A 14,983-nucleotide genomic window follows, 5' to 3' on the forward strand; every position below is an offset into this window, starting at 1 on the left:
TAGAGGAAAGTCCTTTATTTACAAGGAACTTTAGGACTTTATTGGATGTTACTGAATCTTTAATTGGTGGAGGCGGCGGGAATCGAACCCGCGTCCGCAAATCCTCTGCCTTCAGCTCTACATGCGTAGCCGTGTCTTTTGATTTAACTGTGCATTCTCCGACGGGCAGGATACTACACAGCGATTCCCTGAATTTCGCGTCTTAATACGGGATGGATTAGGACACTAGCTTATTTCTTATGACCGTTGATTCGATACCAATAAGCGGGCTCGGTCGAACGGGATACTGGGTTTATTGGCCAGTACACAGTGATGGTTTAACTAAAGCGCTTATTAAGCAGCGATAGCTTCCCCATCAGCAAAGTTTTCATCGTTTGCATTTATATTTAGTTTGAGTCTGATTTACGAGAGTTCTCAATCTCGGCATGCACCTCTGGTTTTGCAACCCACGTCGAAGCCAGGTCGCCCCCAATCTGTACACTTTAAGTATAACATAAATTGTACACGGATGAGCAGCCCTTATTGTGAAAATTCATGAGGAAGGTCTGGATGACGGCTTTGCCATCATCCAGATTATACTTATCCTTGAATGCCATTATGGCGTAATAACGCATCCACTGTTGCTGGGCGACCTCTGAACTCTTTATAAGCCTCGGCCGCTTTCTTCGCACTCCCTACTTCCAAAATGTAGTGTAGGAAATCATGTCCGGTTTGGGGATTTAAAACCCCTTCCTCTTCAAAACGAGAAAAAGCATCACTGGATAAAACTTCGGCCCAACTGTAACTGTAGTAACCGGCAGAATAACCACCACCAAATATATGGCTAAAACTATGTGCAAAACGATTATAAGGTACAACAGGGACCACACAGGTTTTAGAGCGTACATCAGCCAAAATATCATCAACCAAAGAGGCTTGATTGGCTACATATTCTTGATGAATACGAAAATCAAATACCGCAAACTCCATCTGGCGTATCATCGCCATAGCAGATTGAAAGTTTTTTGCGGCAATCAGACGTTCAAAAAGTGAATTAGGAAGAGGCTCACCAGTATCTACATGCGCAGTTAAAACGGCTAAACCACTGTTTTCCCAACACCAGTTTTCAAAGAATTGGCTGGGTAATTCCACTGCATCCCATTCCACCCCATTAATACCTGAAGCACCTAAATAATCAACTTGCGTTAGAATGTGATGCAAGCAATGGCCAAATTCGTGGAACAAGGTCACCACCTCTTCGTGAGATAGCGTCGCAGGCTTATTGGCGGATGCCTTAGCAAAATTACATGTCAATGTCGCGATGGGTAACTGTACGCTGCCATCTTCCAATTTTCGACGGCTTTGTAAGGAATCCATCCATGCGCCACTGTGCTTGTTGGAGCGTGCAAATAAATCAGTAAACACATAACCGCGAACCGTGTTGTGCTCGTCAACCACACAATAACATTGTACGTCTTTATGCCAAATATCAACGCCTTTTATTTCTTCTATGGACATGCCATATAATTTCTTAACTAAATCGAATAATCCCTGCATCACCTTAGGTTGAGGAAAATAGGGGCGCAAATCTTCTTGTGATAGCGTAAATAATGCTTGTCTTCTTTTCTCAGACAAATACCCTACATCCCAAGGTTTAACTACTTTGAGCTGGAATTTTTCAGCAGCAAATTGTTCCAGCTGTTTAAACTCTGTTGTTGCTTGGGTGTGTATTCTTCCGATCAAGTCATCCAGAAAGTTTCTAACCTCAGCGGTTGATTCAGCCATTTTTGTGGCTATCGACAGTTCGGCATAGTTATTAAAGCCTAAAAGCTTAGCCTTTTCATCGCGTAATGCCAAAATTTCCTGAATCAAGGGCGTATTGTCATAAGTTCCAGCATTAGGACCTTGATCTGAGGCTCTGGTAATATAAGCCTGGTACATTTCTTCACGTAGTGCGCGATCTTCAGCATACGTCATCACCGCTTGATAACAAGGATATTCCAGAGTAAGGACATGCCCTTCAAGATGTTTTTCAGCAGCAAGTTCTTTCGCTGTATTTAAAGCATGTTCAGGCAGTCCTGCCAAACGTGCCGGATCTTTAATATGCAACGTAAATGCTTGGGTTGCGTCGAGAATATTGTGCTCAAATTGATTGGTCAAATCATCTAGGCGTGTCTGAATGGCTTCGAAGCGTTTTTTATGTTCTTTATTCAAAGCAACACCTGATAATTCAAAATCGCGCAAACTATCGTCAATTAACTTTTGTTGCACCGGATTCAAGCTGTGTTTGTCAATTGATTTGATGGCCTCATACAATTCATGATTATGGCCCATTGTGGACTCATAAGCAGAGAGCAGTGGCAAACAGGCATCATAGCATTTGCGTAATTCAGGCGAATCCATTACCCCATGCAAATGCGACAATGGTGACCAAAAGCGCTCCAGCTCATCGGCCATATCATCTAAGGGGTACATTAAATTGTCCCAGGTATAATGAGGATTTTCTTTGAGTAAACGGTCTACCTGCTCTAAATGCTTTTTTAATATGGCATCAAGATGCGATTGAAATTGCTTCACATCAATACGACTAAATTGGGGTAATCCTACTGGTGCTGACATGCTTTACCTTTGAAAATTGATAAGACCTAAAGCATAGCATTCAATTAATAAAGCCTCTATACCCAAATGATGTAATGTAATTCGTCATCCCTGTGTTATGACAAAAAAGCTAAATACCGTAGGCTGCGCTACACCCAGCCTATGTTTTATTGGACACAACAGAATGAATCATCGAGCGTCATATCCTCTTCTTCCTCAGACAACAACTCTAAACGTGCTGGCGTTGCTTGTTTTTTACTAAAAAAACCCAGTTTTGCTAGTGCAGGAGCACGCTCGATGGTATCTACAGGTCGACTTTCGGCAATTTCTTCTGTTAGAGCAAAATTGATAACACAAATCATGGCCAAACAAATTGCGCCAACTACTGGAATAATTGGATTTGCGGCAAATATGGGCAATGCGCAACATATGGCCAGAAAAATAGCGACGGTCGTTATTAAATGCGACACCAGTCGATATTGCTCAAAAGCAATTTGCTTATCTATTGTGTCAAGCTGCTCATTTATTTGTTTTTCTTCTTTTGCAGAATGCGGCTCATTGAGCATCGCTGCATATTGCGCACGCAGCTCATATAAACGACTTAATTCAATAAAAGTACGCGTAAGCGAGAGGATGATATCGATGGCAAAAGCGGCGAACGAAACATAAAAGGCAAATGGAGCCAATGCACCAACTAAATAAAAACAATTAAGAAATCCTGCACTAAACCAGACAATATCATTACCTAATTCAAACCAACGACGTTTTATTTGTGCATTGAAACGAGCGGTCCAGTCTAAAGAACCCTCTGTATCATCATCCATCCACCAGCCATGCACCGTATGTTTTATCACCACAAACAGGTTTACTAACAATCGAGGCAGGAAAAAAATCCACGCTAAATATGCGATAATAGGATCTAGAGCTTTATCCATGATGCGGACAAAATTAAGGTATCCATCTGATTGTGCAATAAGAGTAATAAAATCCAACGCGCGCTTGGAACGCGTGAATAACAATCGATACAAATTCGTCTCGACAGTCATATTGCGTACTTCTTGCGTCAAAGAAGGTACTTCTTCCACCTCTTTAGGATTCTTAGGAAAATTTTCTATCAATCCTGCGAGCAATTCACGATATAAATTCTGTTGCTGGCGTAAGCGCCTCACCTCTCTGGGTATAATTAAGTAGTGCTCGTAAATATGCTCCAAAAGTTCTGCCAGCATTAAGGCAGCAATAAGCTGTTCTTGCAGTTCTTCGCGATCGATCTGCTGCTGAGACAGAAATTTAGCTCTTAATTGTTGCCCCAAAAGACTGTATTCGAGATTCATTACTAAATGAAGTGGGACTACCTTATTATAGAAATCAGGACCTAACTTCTTGATGCTTTCTGTGAAGGTCCAATTCAAAGGATTCTGCACCATCTGCGAAACAGACAGTTCAGGAAATATGTTGTCTAAATGCCGAATAACTGGGGTCATGATGTCCTAAAATGAATTTTGGATATCAAATAAACAATGTTCTATTGATCATTTGTTTATGCCTATTAATCACTTCAAAAGTAAAAAAATAGGTCTGATTATATATAAATCTACATAAAAAGAAAATTTATGAACATTAATCCTACGGTTTGTTGTTTCCATGGATAGATTAAAAAAACAAATTTGATTTATTTTTTACCAGAAAAATCGATAATCAGGCTTATCGATCTATACTAAAGTGACACGAACTTATCGTTTTGACATGCTCATAAAATATGAAATTAGGGCAAAATTAGATCTTTTTGCAAAATAATGGTCAAAAATGCACTTATTTTCTTGCTGATTTATGTCTTCTGAGCGACAATATTGCACCGAATTAAGCATGAAGAGAACCCATGAATCTTTCCAAAGAATTAGCTAATGCCATTCGCATGCTAAGTATAGACGCCGTAGAACAAGCTCAATCAGGACATCCAGGAATGCCTTTAGGCATGGCAGACATAGCAACCGTTCTGTGGAAGAAGTTTTTAAAGCACAATCCCCAAAATCCTCATTGGTTTAATCGCGATCGCTTTGTACTGTCTAATGGGCATGGCTCCATGTTGCTTTATTCCTTACTTCATTTGAGTGGATATAAGCTCTCTTTGGAAGATCTCAAACAGTTTCGTCAACTCAATTCGAAAACACCTGGACACCCAGAGTTTGGACATACGCCCGGTGTAGAAACGACTACCGGCCCTTTAGGACAAGGCTTAGCAAATGCAGTAGGCATGGCGTTAGCAGAACGCGTACTCGCAACACACTTCAACCATGATGATTTTAATCTTGTGGATCACTATACCTATACTTTTACTGGTGATGGATGCCTCATGGAGGGCATTTCTCATGAAGCGTGTTCGCTAGCAGGTACTTTAGGCTTAGGGAAACTCATTGTTTTCTATGACGACAATGGAATTTCTATTGATGGTAAAGTTGAATCTTGGTTTACGGATGACACCGCACAACGGTTTAGAGCATATCATTGGCAAGTCATCGAAGCAGTAGATGGCCATGATATGGATGCAATCGAGCAAGCCATTCTTAAAGCCCAAGCAAATACCACACAACCCACCTTGATTATCTGCAAAACGATAATAGGACTAGGTTCCTCTGTCGCCGGAAGTGAAAAAGCACATGGCGCGGCATTAGGCAGCAAAGACATTGCCAATGTGCGTGAATTTTTTAAGTGGAACTACGGACCTTTTGAAATCCCTGACACCATCTATCAACAATGGAATCATGTAGAGCAAGGGGAAAGAGAAGAACAACAATGGCTCATGCTGCTGAATCAATACAAGGAAAAATATCCTCAAGAGCATTATGAGTTTTTACGTCGCATCAACGGCGATCTTCCCGATGATTGGCAAAGTAACAGTCATGCATTTTTTGAGCAATGCCGCTCCAATGACAAAGCCATCGCGACACGAAAAGCGTCACAACAATGTATTGAACATTTTGCCCGTTTTCTGCCTGAAATGCTCGGTGGTTCTGCGGACTTAACTGGTTCTAATAATACAGATTGGTCAGGTAGCAAAGCCATCACTGGCGAAGACTTTTCAGGTAATTATCTATATTATGGTGTACGCGAGTTTGGCATGGCTGCAATCATGAATGGCTTAGCCGTCCATGGAGGATTTATTCCTTATGGTGGAACATTCCTGGTTTTTGCAGACTATGCCCGTAATGCGGTACGTTTAAGTGCCTTAATGCAACAACGCGTTATTTATGTCTTTACTCATGATTCGATTGGCTTAGGTGAAGATGGTCCAACACATCAGCCCGTAGAGCATGCATCCATGCTGCGCATGACTCCAGGCATGAGCGTCTGGCGCCCTGCAGATTTAATGGAAACAGCCGTTGCATGGAAACGCTCTTTGGAGCATCATAATGGGCCAACATCCTTGCTGCTTTCAAGGCAAAACCTGCCTGCATTGCCTCATGGAGCAACAGCGGCTGAGTTAATTGACAAAGGAGGTTACATTATTCTGGATTGTGAGGGCACTCCTGATGCCATCTTAATCGCTACAGGCTCGGAAGTTCAGCTGGCACTTACGGCTGCAGAGCAAGTAAAAACACGAGGATTTAAAGTGAGAGTAGTCTCTATGCCTTGTGCAGAACGATTCTTGGAGCAAGACCAAAGTTATAAAAATCACGTTTTGCCCCAAAATATCCACACCCGTGTAGCAATTGAAGCAGCCAGTTCTGCTTATTGGTATCAATTTGTTGGCTTACAAGGTGCAGTCATTGGCCTGGATCGTTTTGGCGTATCGGCTCCAGCTACCCAAGCCTATCAATATCTGGGTATTACTGTAGAGCGAATAGTTGAAACTGTAGAAACATTAGTGCAAAAACATTAAATTTGTAGCCTGGGTGAAAGCAAAGCCGTAACCCAGGTTTCTGGATGTGAAAGAATTTCTTAATCCCGGGTTACGGCTTCGCCCTCACCCAGGTACGATTAGATACTTACTTAACTTGAAAGATAAAAGGATGTTTACAATTCGTTAGAATTGTAAACGACCCTACTAAAATTGGAGAGGTAATATGACAATACGTGTCGCGATTAACGGCTATGGTCGCATTGGCCGTTGTATCTTAAGAGCAATTTTTGAATCAAAAAAACAAAATGAATTTGAAATTGTTGCGATCAACGATTTATCAGCGATTGATACAACAGCACACCTGACCCGTTACGATACAACACATGGCCGTTTCGCATCGGATGTCAGTGTTGAAGGTGACATGCTGATAATCGACGGGCATGCAATTAAAATCATTGCCGAGCGTAATCCACTGAATTTACCCTGGAAAGAATTAAACATTGATTTAGTCTTAGAGTGTACTGGCTTCTTTACAGAACGTGACAAAGCAATGCAACACATTACCGCTGGCGCGAAAAAAGTATTGATTTCTGCCCCAGGAAAAAATGTGGATGCAACCATTGTTTATGGAGTAAACCACCACACACTCAAAGCGTCTGACCTGATTGTTTCCAATGCATCATGCACCACGAATTGCTTGGCTCCAGTTGTAAAACCATTAAATGATGCTCTAGGCATTGAAGCGGGTTTATTGAATACAGTTCATGCCTACACTAACGATCAAATGCTTTTAGATGGAAGTCATGAAGATTTACGTCGTGCTCGTGCAGCAGCACACTCTATTATTCCCACAAAAACAGGTGCCGCAGCAGCAGTAGGATTAGTATTACCTGAGTTAGCAGGAAAACTGGATGGTTTTGCAATGCGTGTTCCAGTGCTTAATGTGTCCGTTATTGACTTAACCTTTACAGCAAAACGTGAAACCACCGCCAAAGAAGTCAACGATATTGTCCGTCAAGCAAAAAGCCGTATCTTACAAATCAATGATGATCCTTTAGTTTCATGTGATTTTAATCATAACCCCGCATCAGCTATTTTTGATACCACACAAACCAAGGTATTTGGTAATCTCGTGAAAATTGTGGCTTGGTATGACAATGAATGGGGCTTTTCTAATCGTATGCTGGACACAGCGCAACAAATGATGAGTTGCTAAAAAACCCAGCTTGGAGATATCTGATGAATCTGATACAAATGCGCGATATAGACCTGTCGGGAAAACGGGTACTTATTCGTGAAGATCTGAATGTTCCAATCAAAGAGGGTTTTATTACCAGCGACCAACGATTACAGGCAGCACTACCTACTATTAAAGCTGCTTTGGATGCCGGTGCGGCAGTTATGGTCTTATCTCATTTAGGACGTCCTGAAGAAGGAAAATTCGAACGACGTTTTTCCATGGAGCCGATCGCAGAATATCTGCGCGAACATTTGGATTACCCTGTACGTTTCGTAAAGGAATATCTCAGTGGGGTAGAGGTTAACCCAGGTGAGTTAGTCGTTTGTGAAAACGTGCGTTTTAATGTGGGTGAAAAAAATAATGATGAGCAACTGGCAAAGAAACTTGCCAGTCTCTGTGATATTTTTGTCATGGATGCTTTTGGAACAGCACATCGAGCTCAAGCGTCTACTTATGGTGTCGCTCAGTATGCCCCGATTGCGGTCGCAGGCCCCTTATTAGTGAGCGAACTTGATGCCTTGGAAAAAGCCCTTGCTGCCCCTCAAAAACCCATTGTGGCGATTGTAGGTGGTGCCAAAGTTTCTACAAAGCTTAGTTTACTACGGCAGTTAGTCACGCTTGTTGATTATTTAATCCCTGGCGGCGGAATCGCAAATACCTTTCTTAAAGCTCAAGGATTTGAAATCGGTGTTTCCCTTTATGAACACGATTTACTGGATGAAGCACGTGAAATTCTCCAACTGGCTAAAGAAAAAGGCTGCCATATCCCCTTACCTACGGATGTTGTCGTTGGCAAATCATTTAGTGAACATTGCCCGGCCTATAATAAATCACTGCACAATGTTGCCTCTGACGACATGATTCTCGATATCGGTCCCATGACGGTTAGTGAATATGTTGACATTGTTAACCTTGCCAAAACCATCATTTGGAATGGCCCAGTTGGTGTTTTTGAATTTGCACAATTTGCTTATGGAACACGGGCTATAGCTATTGCTATAGCCGAAAGTGATGCTTTTTCAATTGCCGGAGGTGGTGACACACTTGCCGCGATCGATCTCTATGATCTGAATCAGCAAATCTCTTATGTTTCCACAGGAGGTGGGGCGTTTCTTGAGTGTTTAGAAGGAAAGACCTTGCCAGCTGTTGCCATTTTGCAGGAGCGAGCACAAGATGTTAAGACAAACTAAAATTGTTGCCACATTAGGTCCATCCAGTAGTAATCCAACGATACTTCGTGCCATGTTAACCGCAGGTGTTGACGTGGTACGTATCAATTTCTCCCATGCTGATGCTTCTGCGTTATCGCTTATTGCATTGGTTCGCGAAATTGCTGAAGAATTAAAGCATCCACTGGCAGTAATGGCCGATTTACAAGGCCCGAAAATCCGTATAGGCCGTTTCAAAAATAAATCAATCACTCTGGTTGAAGGCCAAGCTTTTTCTTTAGATTGTAACGCCGCAGAGATGTTAGGTGATCATGGCGAAGTTTCTGTAGCCTATCCCAATCTAGCTCGGGAACTGGTCGTAGGAGATCATCTATTGCTTAATGATGGTTTAGTGGAATTGGAAGTCAAAGACATCGTTGGCTCTAAAATTCACTGTATTGTCATTGAAGGAGGTGTTCTCAGTGATCTTAAAGGATTAAACAGAAAAGGTGGCGGCCTCGCAGCGAGAACTATGACAGAGAAAGACAAACGTGATTTGCATACAGCTATAGAAGCAGAAGTAGATTACATCAGTTTATCCTTTGTTAAAGATGCCGAAGACATTCGCCATACCCGTGCCCTCATGACCGAGTTTGGCAAAAAAATACCGATTATCGCAAAAATCGAGCGTACTGAGGCCTTGGAATACCTCACTGAAATTATTCAGGAAGCCGATGCCATCATGGTAGCGCGAGGCGATTTGGGCGTTGAAATAGGTGCCGCAGAAGTGCCTGCGATTCAAAAACACATCATTGGCGAAGCACGTCGATTGGATAAAGTAGTCATCACAGCAACCCAAATGATGGAATCAATGATAAACAATCCGCAACCTACGCGTGCAGAAGTTTCTGATGTTGCCAATGCCATCTTGGATGGAACAGATGCGGTGATGTTATCCGCAGAAACCGCCAGTGGCCAATTCCCAGTAAAAGTACTGGCGATGGTCAATAAGATCTGTCTCAGTGCAGAAAAGCATGCAAGCTTTTACTACCACAGTAATGATGAAACCTGTCATTACCAACGCGCAGACCAAGCCATTGCGATGGCCACAATGCATGCAGCCAATCATTTCCCCATCCAAGCAATTATTACCTTGACCGAATCAGGTGATACCGCATTATGGATCTCAAGACAACAAAGCACAGTTCCTATTATTGCTGTGTCTGCGAATAAGAGAACTATTGGCCGCTTGTGTCTTGCCCACAATGTGTTCCCGGTGTTTATGAATTACCACCAATTCACTTCTGAAACCTTGAATCAACAAGTGCTTGCAGAGTTAATAAAGTTAGGTCATCTGGAACAAAAAGGCTTTGTTTTATTAACCCGTGGTCGAGTAATTGGTACAGCAGGTGGTACAAACAGTATGGAAATTATTCGCGTTTAGCGCTTATAATAAGTTTGTGACAATGTAGCCTGGGTGCAGCATAGCGTAACCCAGGTTATGGGACAGGGCTTTAATTTGCGGGTGTAGTTCAATGGTAGAACCTCAGCTTCCCAAGCTGATGGCGTGGGTTCGATTCCCATCACCCGCTCATTCAATTTGCGTGCTCCAAGAATCAAAACAACTCAGACAAACTTTCTATCAATCAGTGATTTTGCGCAAAAGCCGGTAGCTCCCGGATTATGCTGGGCTAATCCGGGTACAAAACAGGCGACAACATTAACTATTCAACGACTTCTTTTTTTTCTTCAAGACTGCGTGACAACCCTAATTTCTCTTTCAAACGCGCGACAACATCTGGATCATATTGCCGGCTCGTTTTATTTTTCACCATCACAGCGGTAGCTCTAACAGGCTGTGCTGGTGCATTTAGGGAATTATAAGTTGACGAACGCACTGGATAAGTAGGAAAGTGATCTTCTGCAGATGGAGAGACTTGGCTTGTTTTTGCTTGGAAACTTGTATTTTGCTGATTTGAACTGGTTGGGTTTGAGGTTTTTTCGGTCATAACCTTACGTGCGTTTCTTGCACTTTTTTCAACACGCTTTTTAATCTTAGTGGTGGCGTGTTCCGCTTCTTCTGCACTGACCTCCCCCACTTCATTACCGTGCAAATCAATACGCATTTCACGTAGCTTCAGACAGGCTAAATAATCAAGACGACGTGTGAATAAAACCACGGCCTCTCGTAATTTACTTTTAGAAATACCTAATTCTGTAGCTTTATCTGCGTGAAGCAAAATATCGTCCATAATCCCTATTTTTAATGGACGAATTCGTAATGAATTATCAAATGCTTCCGGGAAATTTGCAGCGAGCCACAATAATGCGTCTGTTCGTGCTTGTTTAGACTTATTTTTTTGAGCTTTATTTATAACGGCGGTGCGTGGGTGCAGCTCCTGTTTTCTCATTAGAGTACCCTTGTTAGATATTAAAATGTCATATCCGGAAAATGAAATCATTTGCATTAACGAATGAGCGCACAATGTACAATGTTTAATGATTGTTTGCAAGCACTCTTAATCATGTTCAGTTACTGCGCACGAAAAAAGAACCAAAGTAGAAAAATCGATGATGATGACCCTATAATAAAACAAGTCTTTTTGTATTCGTCATCGTTTTTTGACTACGCATTGATGTGATACCATTCATTGATATTGACTGTTTCGATTAGGTTTTATGGGAGCAATATATGATAAGCTTCATGCAAAAAATGTTTATATTCTTTCTTGCTGTATTCTTTCCATGGATCATTTTTCTTATCAATGATAATCCTGGAGGTGCCTTTGTTTCTCTAGCCTTACAAGCTACAGTGATTGGATGGCCTTTTGCAACGATGTGGGCGTTGCGAACACACTACCCTCCCTCAAAAGATAAAAAATCATAACTCATTTCGTGAGGAGAATTATGTTAACACGTGTTATTGTTAATGGGGCTAATGGAAAAATGGGGTCTTTAGCTTGTGAAACCCTTAATCAGCACAAGGAATTTGAATTAGTTGCACAACTGGGCAAAAAAGATAATTTAGCGCAAGCGATTCAAGATACTAAAGCGCAAATTGTTGTTGATCTCACCCGAGCAGACAGTGTGTATCAAAATAGCCTTACGATTATACACCATGGCGCGCACCCAATAATTGGCACCTCAGGACTTCTTCCTGAGCACATTCAGGAATTAACTTCATTATGTGAAGGTCGTCGTCTGGGTGGAATCATTGTACCTAATTTTTCCATAAGTGCCGTCTTGATGATGCTCTTTGCAGCGAAAGCCGCAGAATACTTGCCTGAGGTGGAAATTATTGAAGCACATCATCAACAAAAACTTGATGCCCCCTCAGGGACCGCTTTAAAAACTGCGGAAATGATTGCCGCTGCAAGAAAAAATCCTAAAAATAAATTAAATCTCAAGGAATTAGTCCCTGGCGCTCGTGGTGGAACACATTGTGACATCAACATCCACTCTTTACGTCTGCCAGGTGTTATTGCACGCCAACAAGTCATTTTTGGGAGCGAGGGCGAAACCTTAACCATTACAGATGACTGTATTGACCGACGTTGTTTTATGCCTGGGATTATTCTGTCTTGCCAAAAAGTGTCGGGATTATCTACATTAATTTATGGACTTGAGCACTTACTGTAATTGTGAGAATTTAGGGCCCGGTAAACCCGGGCTCTATGTATGTTTAAACATGAATCATAGCTTCATGCCGATGTGATTCTTTGGATTTATTAAACAAGCCCGTCCATTCCTCCACTGTCTTCTCAACCGTCTCAGCAAAAGTGCTCACTTCTTTTGGTTTTAACAGTGAACGTAAACGTCCATAAACAGAATTTGTTGCAACAGAGCGGGTTTCATCTGCTTCGGGTCGCTCCAATACGATTTGCAATATTTTTTCGAGCCGCACTACATTATCCTTTCCGGAACTGGGGCTGACCATGAGATCGAAAATCTGCTGAATTCCATCAGGCGTTGTTGGCGACGCATCAGAAAAAAACATCGCAGACCACGAATTTGATTCTACAGGAGCAAATAAGCTTTTTTCATTGATAAAAGGATAGAGGGCATCGTAAAGTCGATTGCAATTTGTTTTACCTAATTGCCGAGCAGCCAAACGACATTGTAATGTGTCTTTTGGTAATAGATATTCTTTTGCTTTTTTATGGCCACCAATAAAAATATTCTTTACTTCGTTATCGGTAGCAGCTCGGTCATCGTCTTTAAGTGCATGTTCATTATTGAGGCGCTTTTTAATTTCAGTGGCAATATCCTCTGGTAAATACCACTCAGGGGTTTTGATGCCTTCAGACCCAGGCGCATTATGCCCCGCATGTTCTTGTTGATGACGACTCATATACAGATCTGCAACCAAAGAAACAAAACGAATACGGTCTTTAGCTTGGGACTCATCAAATATGGGCCAGTTGCCATACAGTTCTTTATAAAGAAGCATCGCATCCGTATGGATGAGCTCTATGGCTTTTCTATCCTTACCACTCACACAAGAACCATAAGGATGCCCACCAACGGCCAAAATAATTAACTGTTCCAAAGAACTCAAAAACAATTCTCTACCAGCATAATCAAAAACCGTTGCGGAACCTGCTTTTGACTCCAAAACACTTTTGTATTGATCAAGAAGAGTCTGTAATCCTGGTGTCGAGGAAACGTATTTTTTTGCGACAGCCAATAAATTCAAACTGTCTTTATCATTCGACTGAGTGTAATACAGCCGCTTTGCTAAATTATAAGGATGATTATTCTGCTGGATGGATTGAATCTTTGCCCGCCGCTCTACTGCAGCCCGCGCTAATTTGTACAACTCCAAATCAGGTGGTAATGTTGGTAAATAGTCTGTAATCCAGGTCGGCACATAGTCTACCGCATGAATTGGACTAATCAGCGTTTGTAATATTGCCAGTTGTCCTGGTTGTGCATGCTCCATCACTTTCGCCAGACACGCATCGCTATGCCGTCGTTGCACTGCTTCTGGCCACTCTAATCCATCTCGTGTTGCAATGTGGCTGGAACGATAGCGCTTTTTTGAGAGCTCACGAATTACTTTTCCATCATGACTTATTCCCAATAAGCTATGGGCTGCATAATTTGCAGGCAGAGGTAAAGTGCGATGGCGGCTGGATAAAAAAGGAACCGCATCTTCTACTTTATCAACACCTTTTAGTACATGCTCCAGAAAAAACTGTTGGTGATGCGGCAATACCCAATACCATTGTGGCAAGCTTGAGATATATGCCACCGAATCAGCACACTCATTCTTAAAACTATCGGAGATAAGCAGCTTTTTAAATTGCTTTAGATTTTCGTCCAGGTTAGCGGGATCAGCGGCCAAAATACGCATCATTTCTTGTAAATGAGGACTTAGATCATTAAACCATGAAGGAAGTGGCGAGGAATTATTAGCAATTTGTTGGAGATCTGTCTTTAAACTAAGTGCTTTCCTTTTTATTGATGACCAACTGATTAAAAAATTATTAAAATCGTGAACTACTTCAGTATGACTGCTAATTTTTCGATCTAGATTACAAAAATAGGCTTGTTGATATTCTTTAAGCCCGTATAGCCAGGGTGGGGTTTTAGGATATTTCTTGGCTTTTATCTGTTTTAATTCATCAATAAATTGGCCGTAGTGAGGAGGAAGCGACTCGTCGAGTTGGATAACATAGCTGATATCCTCTCCTACCTTCATAGGCATTAATGTTGCCAGATCAGGACGGCCATTCTTCATTAAGTCATATTGCTCTGCCTCATTGAGCAGCTCGATTGCTTCTTTAATCGAAGTGCCCCAAACCAAAGCAATGGCTTCAATTAATTTGGCAGTATATTTTTCTAACTCTTTATGCAAATCATCTGTTGAGTCTTTTGCATCACAAGCAGCTGTTTTACATTCATCGATATACTCGCGCAACGTTTCTTTGGTTAAAAAGCTGCTCTGAAGAGGTAACGCATCAAGAAGAAAATTGAACCCTTTTTGCAGGCTACTTACCCGACGCACAAAACTACGGCGATAATCAGGTTTTTCATGGTAAGTTTCTAGAGTATAGCCGGGAAAACGAGTCTCTAGCGCTTGAATCAATTCTCGTGATAATTCGGTACCATGGGGTACACGTAAAACAATTCCTTTGCCCATAGATTAATTTCCTTAACTACTTGCCTCGGTTCAAA

At 41.8% G+C, this 14,983-nt stretch carries 10 protein-coding genes, 1 tRNA gene and 1 other RNA gene; 7 read left to right on the plus strand and 5 right to left on the minus strand.

Annotated elements, in window-relative coordinates; genetic code table 11:
* Positions 1-64: 64 nt before the first annotated feature.
* From ssrA to BGO44_RS03055, 3 genes are all read right to left on the minus strand, one after another.
* Positions 65-470: a transfer-messenger RNA gene (gene ssrA, locus BGO44_RS03045) on the minus strand.
* Between the two features lie 109 nt (positions 471-579).
* On the minus strand, positions 580-2,598 hold the full coding sequence (locus BGO44_RS03050) for a M3 family metallopeptidase (protein WP_058511252.1): 2,019 nt from the start codon (positions 2,596-2,598) through the stop codon (positions 580-582).
* A gap of 146 nt (positions 2,599-2,744) precedes the next feature.
* Positions 2,745-4,058 (minus strand): hypothetical protein, encoded by a 1,314-nt coding sequence (locus BGO44_RS03055; protein ID WP_273198096.1) that lies wholly within the window; start codon positions 4,056-4,058, stop codon positions 2,745-2,747.
* Between the two features lie 395 nt (positions 4,059-4,453).
* On the opposite strand from BGO44_RS03055, the gene tkt reads away from it, so the two are divergent.
* The 5 genes from tkt to BGO44_RS03080 all read left to right on the plus strand — a co-directional run bounded on the left by tkt (position 4,454) and on the right by BGO44_RS03080 (position 10,395).
* Positions 4,454-6,454, plus strand: a complete 2,001-nt coding sequence (gene tkt, locus BGO44_RS03060; RefSeq protein WP_273198095.1) for a transketolase — start codon at positions 4,454-4,456, stop codon at positions 6,452-6,454.
* A 184-nt stretch (positions 6,455-6,638) separates the two neighbouring features.
* Complete coding sequence (gene gap / locus BGO44_RS03065) at positions 6,639-7,631, plus strand: type I glyceraldehyde-3-phosphate dehydrogenase (protein ID WP_058511255.1); 993 nt, start codon at positions 6,639-6,641, stop codon at positions 7,629-7,631.
* 23 nt (positions 7,632-7,654) lie between these two features.
* Entirely contained in the window at positions 7,655-8,845 is a 1,191-nt protein-coding gene (locus BGO44_RS03070) for a phosphoglycerate kinase (RefSeq protein ID WP_058511256.1), read from the plus strand.
* The gene (gene pyk, locus BGO44_RS03075) at positions 8,829-10,247 is read left to right on the plus strand and encodes a pyruvate kinase (protein WP_058511257.1); all 1,419 of its coding nucleotides are present in this window, start codon (positions 8,829-8,831) and stop codon (positions 10,245-10,247) included. Before BGO44_RS03070 ends, pyk begins: the two co-directional genes overlap by 17 nt.
* Before the next feature lie 77 nt (positions 10,248-10,324).
* A tRNA-Gly gene (locus BGO44_RS03080) sits at positions 10,325-10,395 on the plus strand.
* 132 nt (positions 10,396-10,527) lie between these two features.
* Here BGO44_RS03080 and BGO44_RS03085 read toward each other — a convergent pair.
* The gene (locus tag BGO44_RS03085; protein ID WP_058511258.1) at positions 10,528-11,214 is read right to left on the minus strand and encodes a ProQ/FinO family protein; all 687 of its coding nucleotides are present in this window, start codon (positions 11,212-11,214) and stop codon (positions 10,528-10,530) included.
* 281 nt (positions 11,215-11,495) lie between these two features.
* Between BGO44_RS03085 and BGO44_RS03090 the strand changes: the two genes are divergently transcribed.
* Both BGO44_RS03090 and dapB read left to right on the plus strand, forming a co-directional pair.
* Complete coding sequence (locus tag BGO44_RS03090; RefSeq protein ID WP_058511259.1) at positions 11,496-11,690, plus strand: hypothetical protein; 195 nt, start codon at positions 11,496-11,498, stop codon at positions 11,688-11,690.
* Between the two features lie 20 nt (positions 11,691-11,710).
* Complete coding sequence (gene dapB / locus BGO44_RS03095) at positions 11,711-12,442, plus strand: 4-hydroxy-tetrahydrodipicolinate reductase (protein WP_058511260.1); 732 nt, start codon at positions 11,711-11,713, stop codon at positions 12,440-12,442.
* A 43-nt stretch (positions 12,443-12,485) separates the two neighbouring features.
* Here dapB and BGO44_RS03100 read toward each other — a convergent pair whose 3' ends face one another.
* Entirely contained in the window at positions 12,486-14,948 is a 2,463-nt protein-coding gene (locus tag BGO44_RS03100) for a hypothetical protein (protein ID WP_058511261.1), read from the minus strand.
* Positions 14,949-14,983: the final 35 nt, after the last annotated feature.

Source organism: Legionella sp. 39-23 (genome assembly GCF_001897665.1).
Taxonomy (GTDB): Bacteria; Pseudomonadota; Gammaproteobacteria; order Legionellales; family Legionellaceae; genus Legionella; species Legionella steelei.

What these genes read in the sequence shown, in the direction of transcription:
- BGO44_RS03050 (WP_058511252.1), bottom strand. Translation starts at nt 2,598, where the DNA reads ATGTCAGCACCAGTAGGATTACCCCAATTTAGTCGTATTGATGTGAAG.
- BGO44_RS03055 (WP_273198096.1), bottom strand. Translation starts at nt 4,058, where the DNA reads ATGACCCCAGTTATTCGGCATTTAGACAACATATTTCCTGAACTGTCT.
- tkt (WP_273198095.1), top strand. Translation starts at nt 4,454, where the DNA reads ATGAATCTTTCCAAAGAATTAGCTAATGCCATTCGCATGCTAAGTATA.
- gap (WP_058511255.1), top strand. Translation starts at nt 6,639, where the DNA reads ATGACAATACGTGTCGCGATTAACGGCTATGGTCGCATTGGCCGTTGT.
- BGO44_RS03070 (WP_058511256.1), top strand. Translation starts at nt 7,655, where the DNA reads ATGAATCTGATACAAATGCGCGATATAGACCTGTCGGGAAAACGGGTA.
- pyk (WP_058511257.1), top strand. Translation starts at nt 8,829, where the DNA reads ATGTTAAGACAAACTAAAATTGTTGCCACATTAGGTCCATCCAGTAGT.
- BGO44_RS03085 (WP_058511258.1), bottom strand. Translation starts at nt 11,214, where the DNA reads ATGAGAAAACAGGAGCTGCACCCACGCACCGCCGTTATAAATAAAGCT.
- BGO44_RS03090 (WP_058511259.1), top strand. Translation starts at nt 11,496, where the DNA reads ATGATAAGCTTCATGCAAAAAATGTTTATATTCTTTCTTGCTGTATTC.
- dapB (WP_058511260.1), top strand. Translation starts at nt 11,711, where the DNA reads ATGTTAACACGTGTTATTGTTAATGGGGCTAATGGAAAAATGGGGTCT.
- BGO44_RS03100 (WP_058511261.1), bottom strand. Translation starts at nt 14,948, where the DNA reads ATGGGCAAAGGAATTGTTTTACGTGTACCCCATGGTACCGAATTATCA.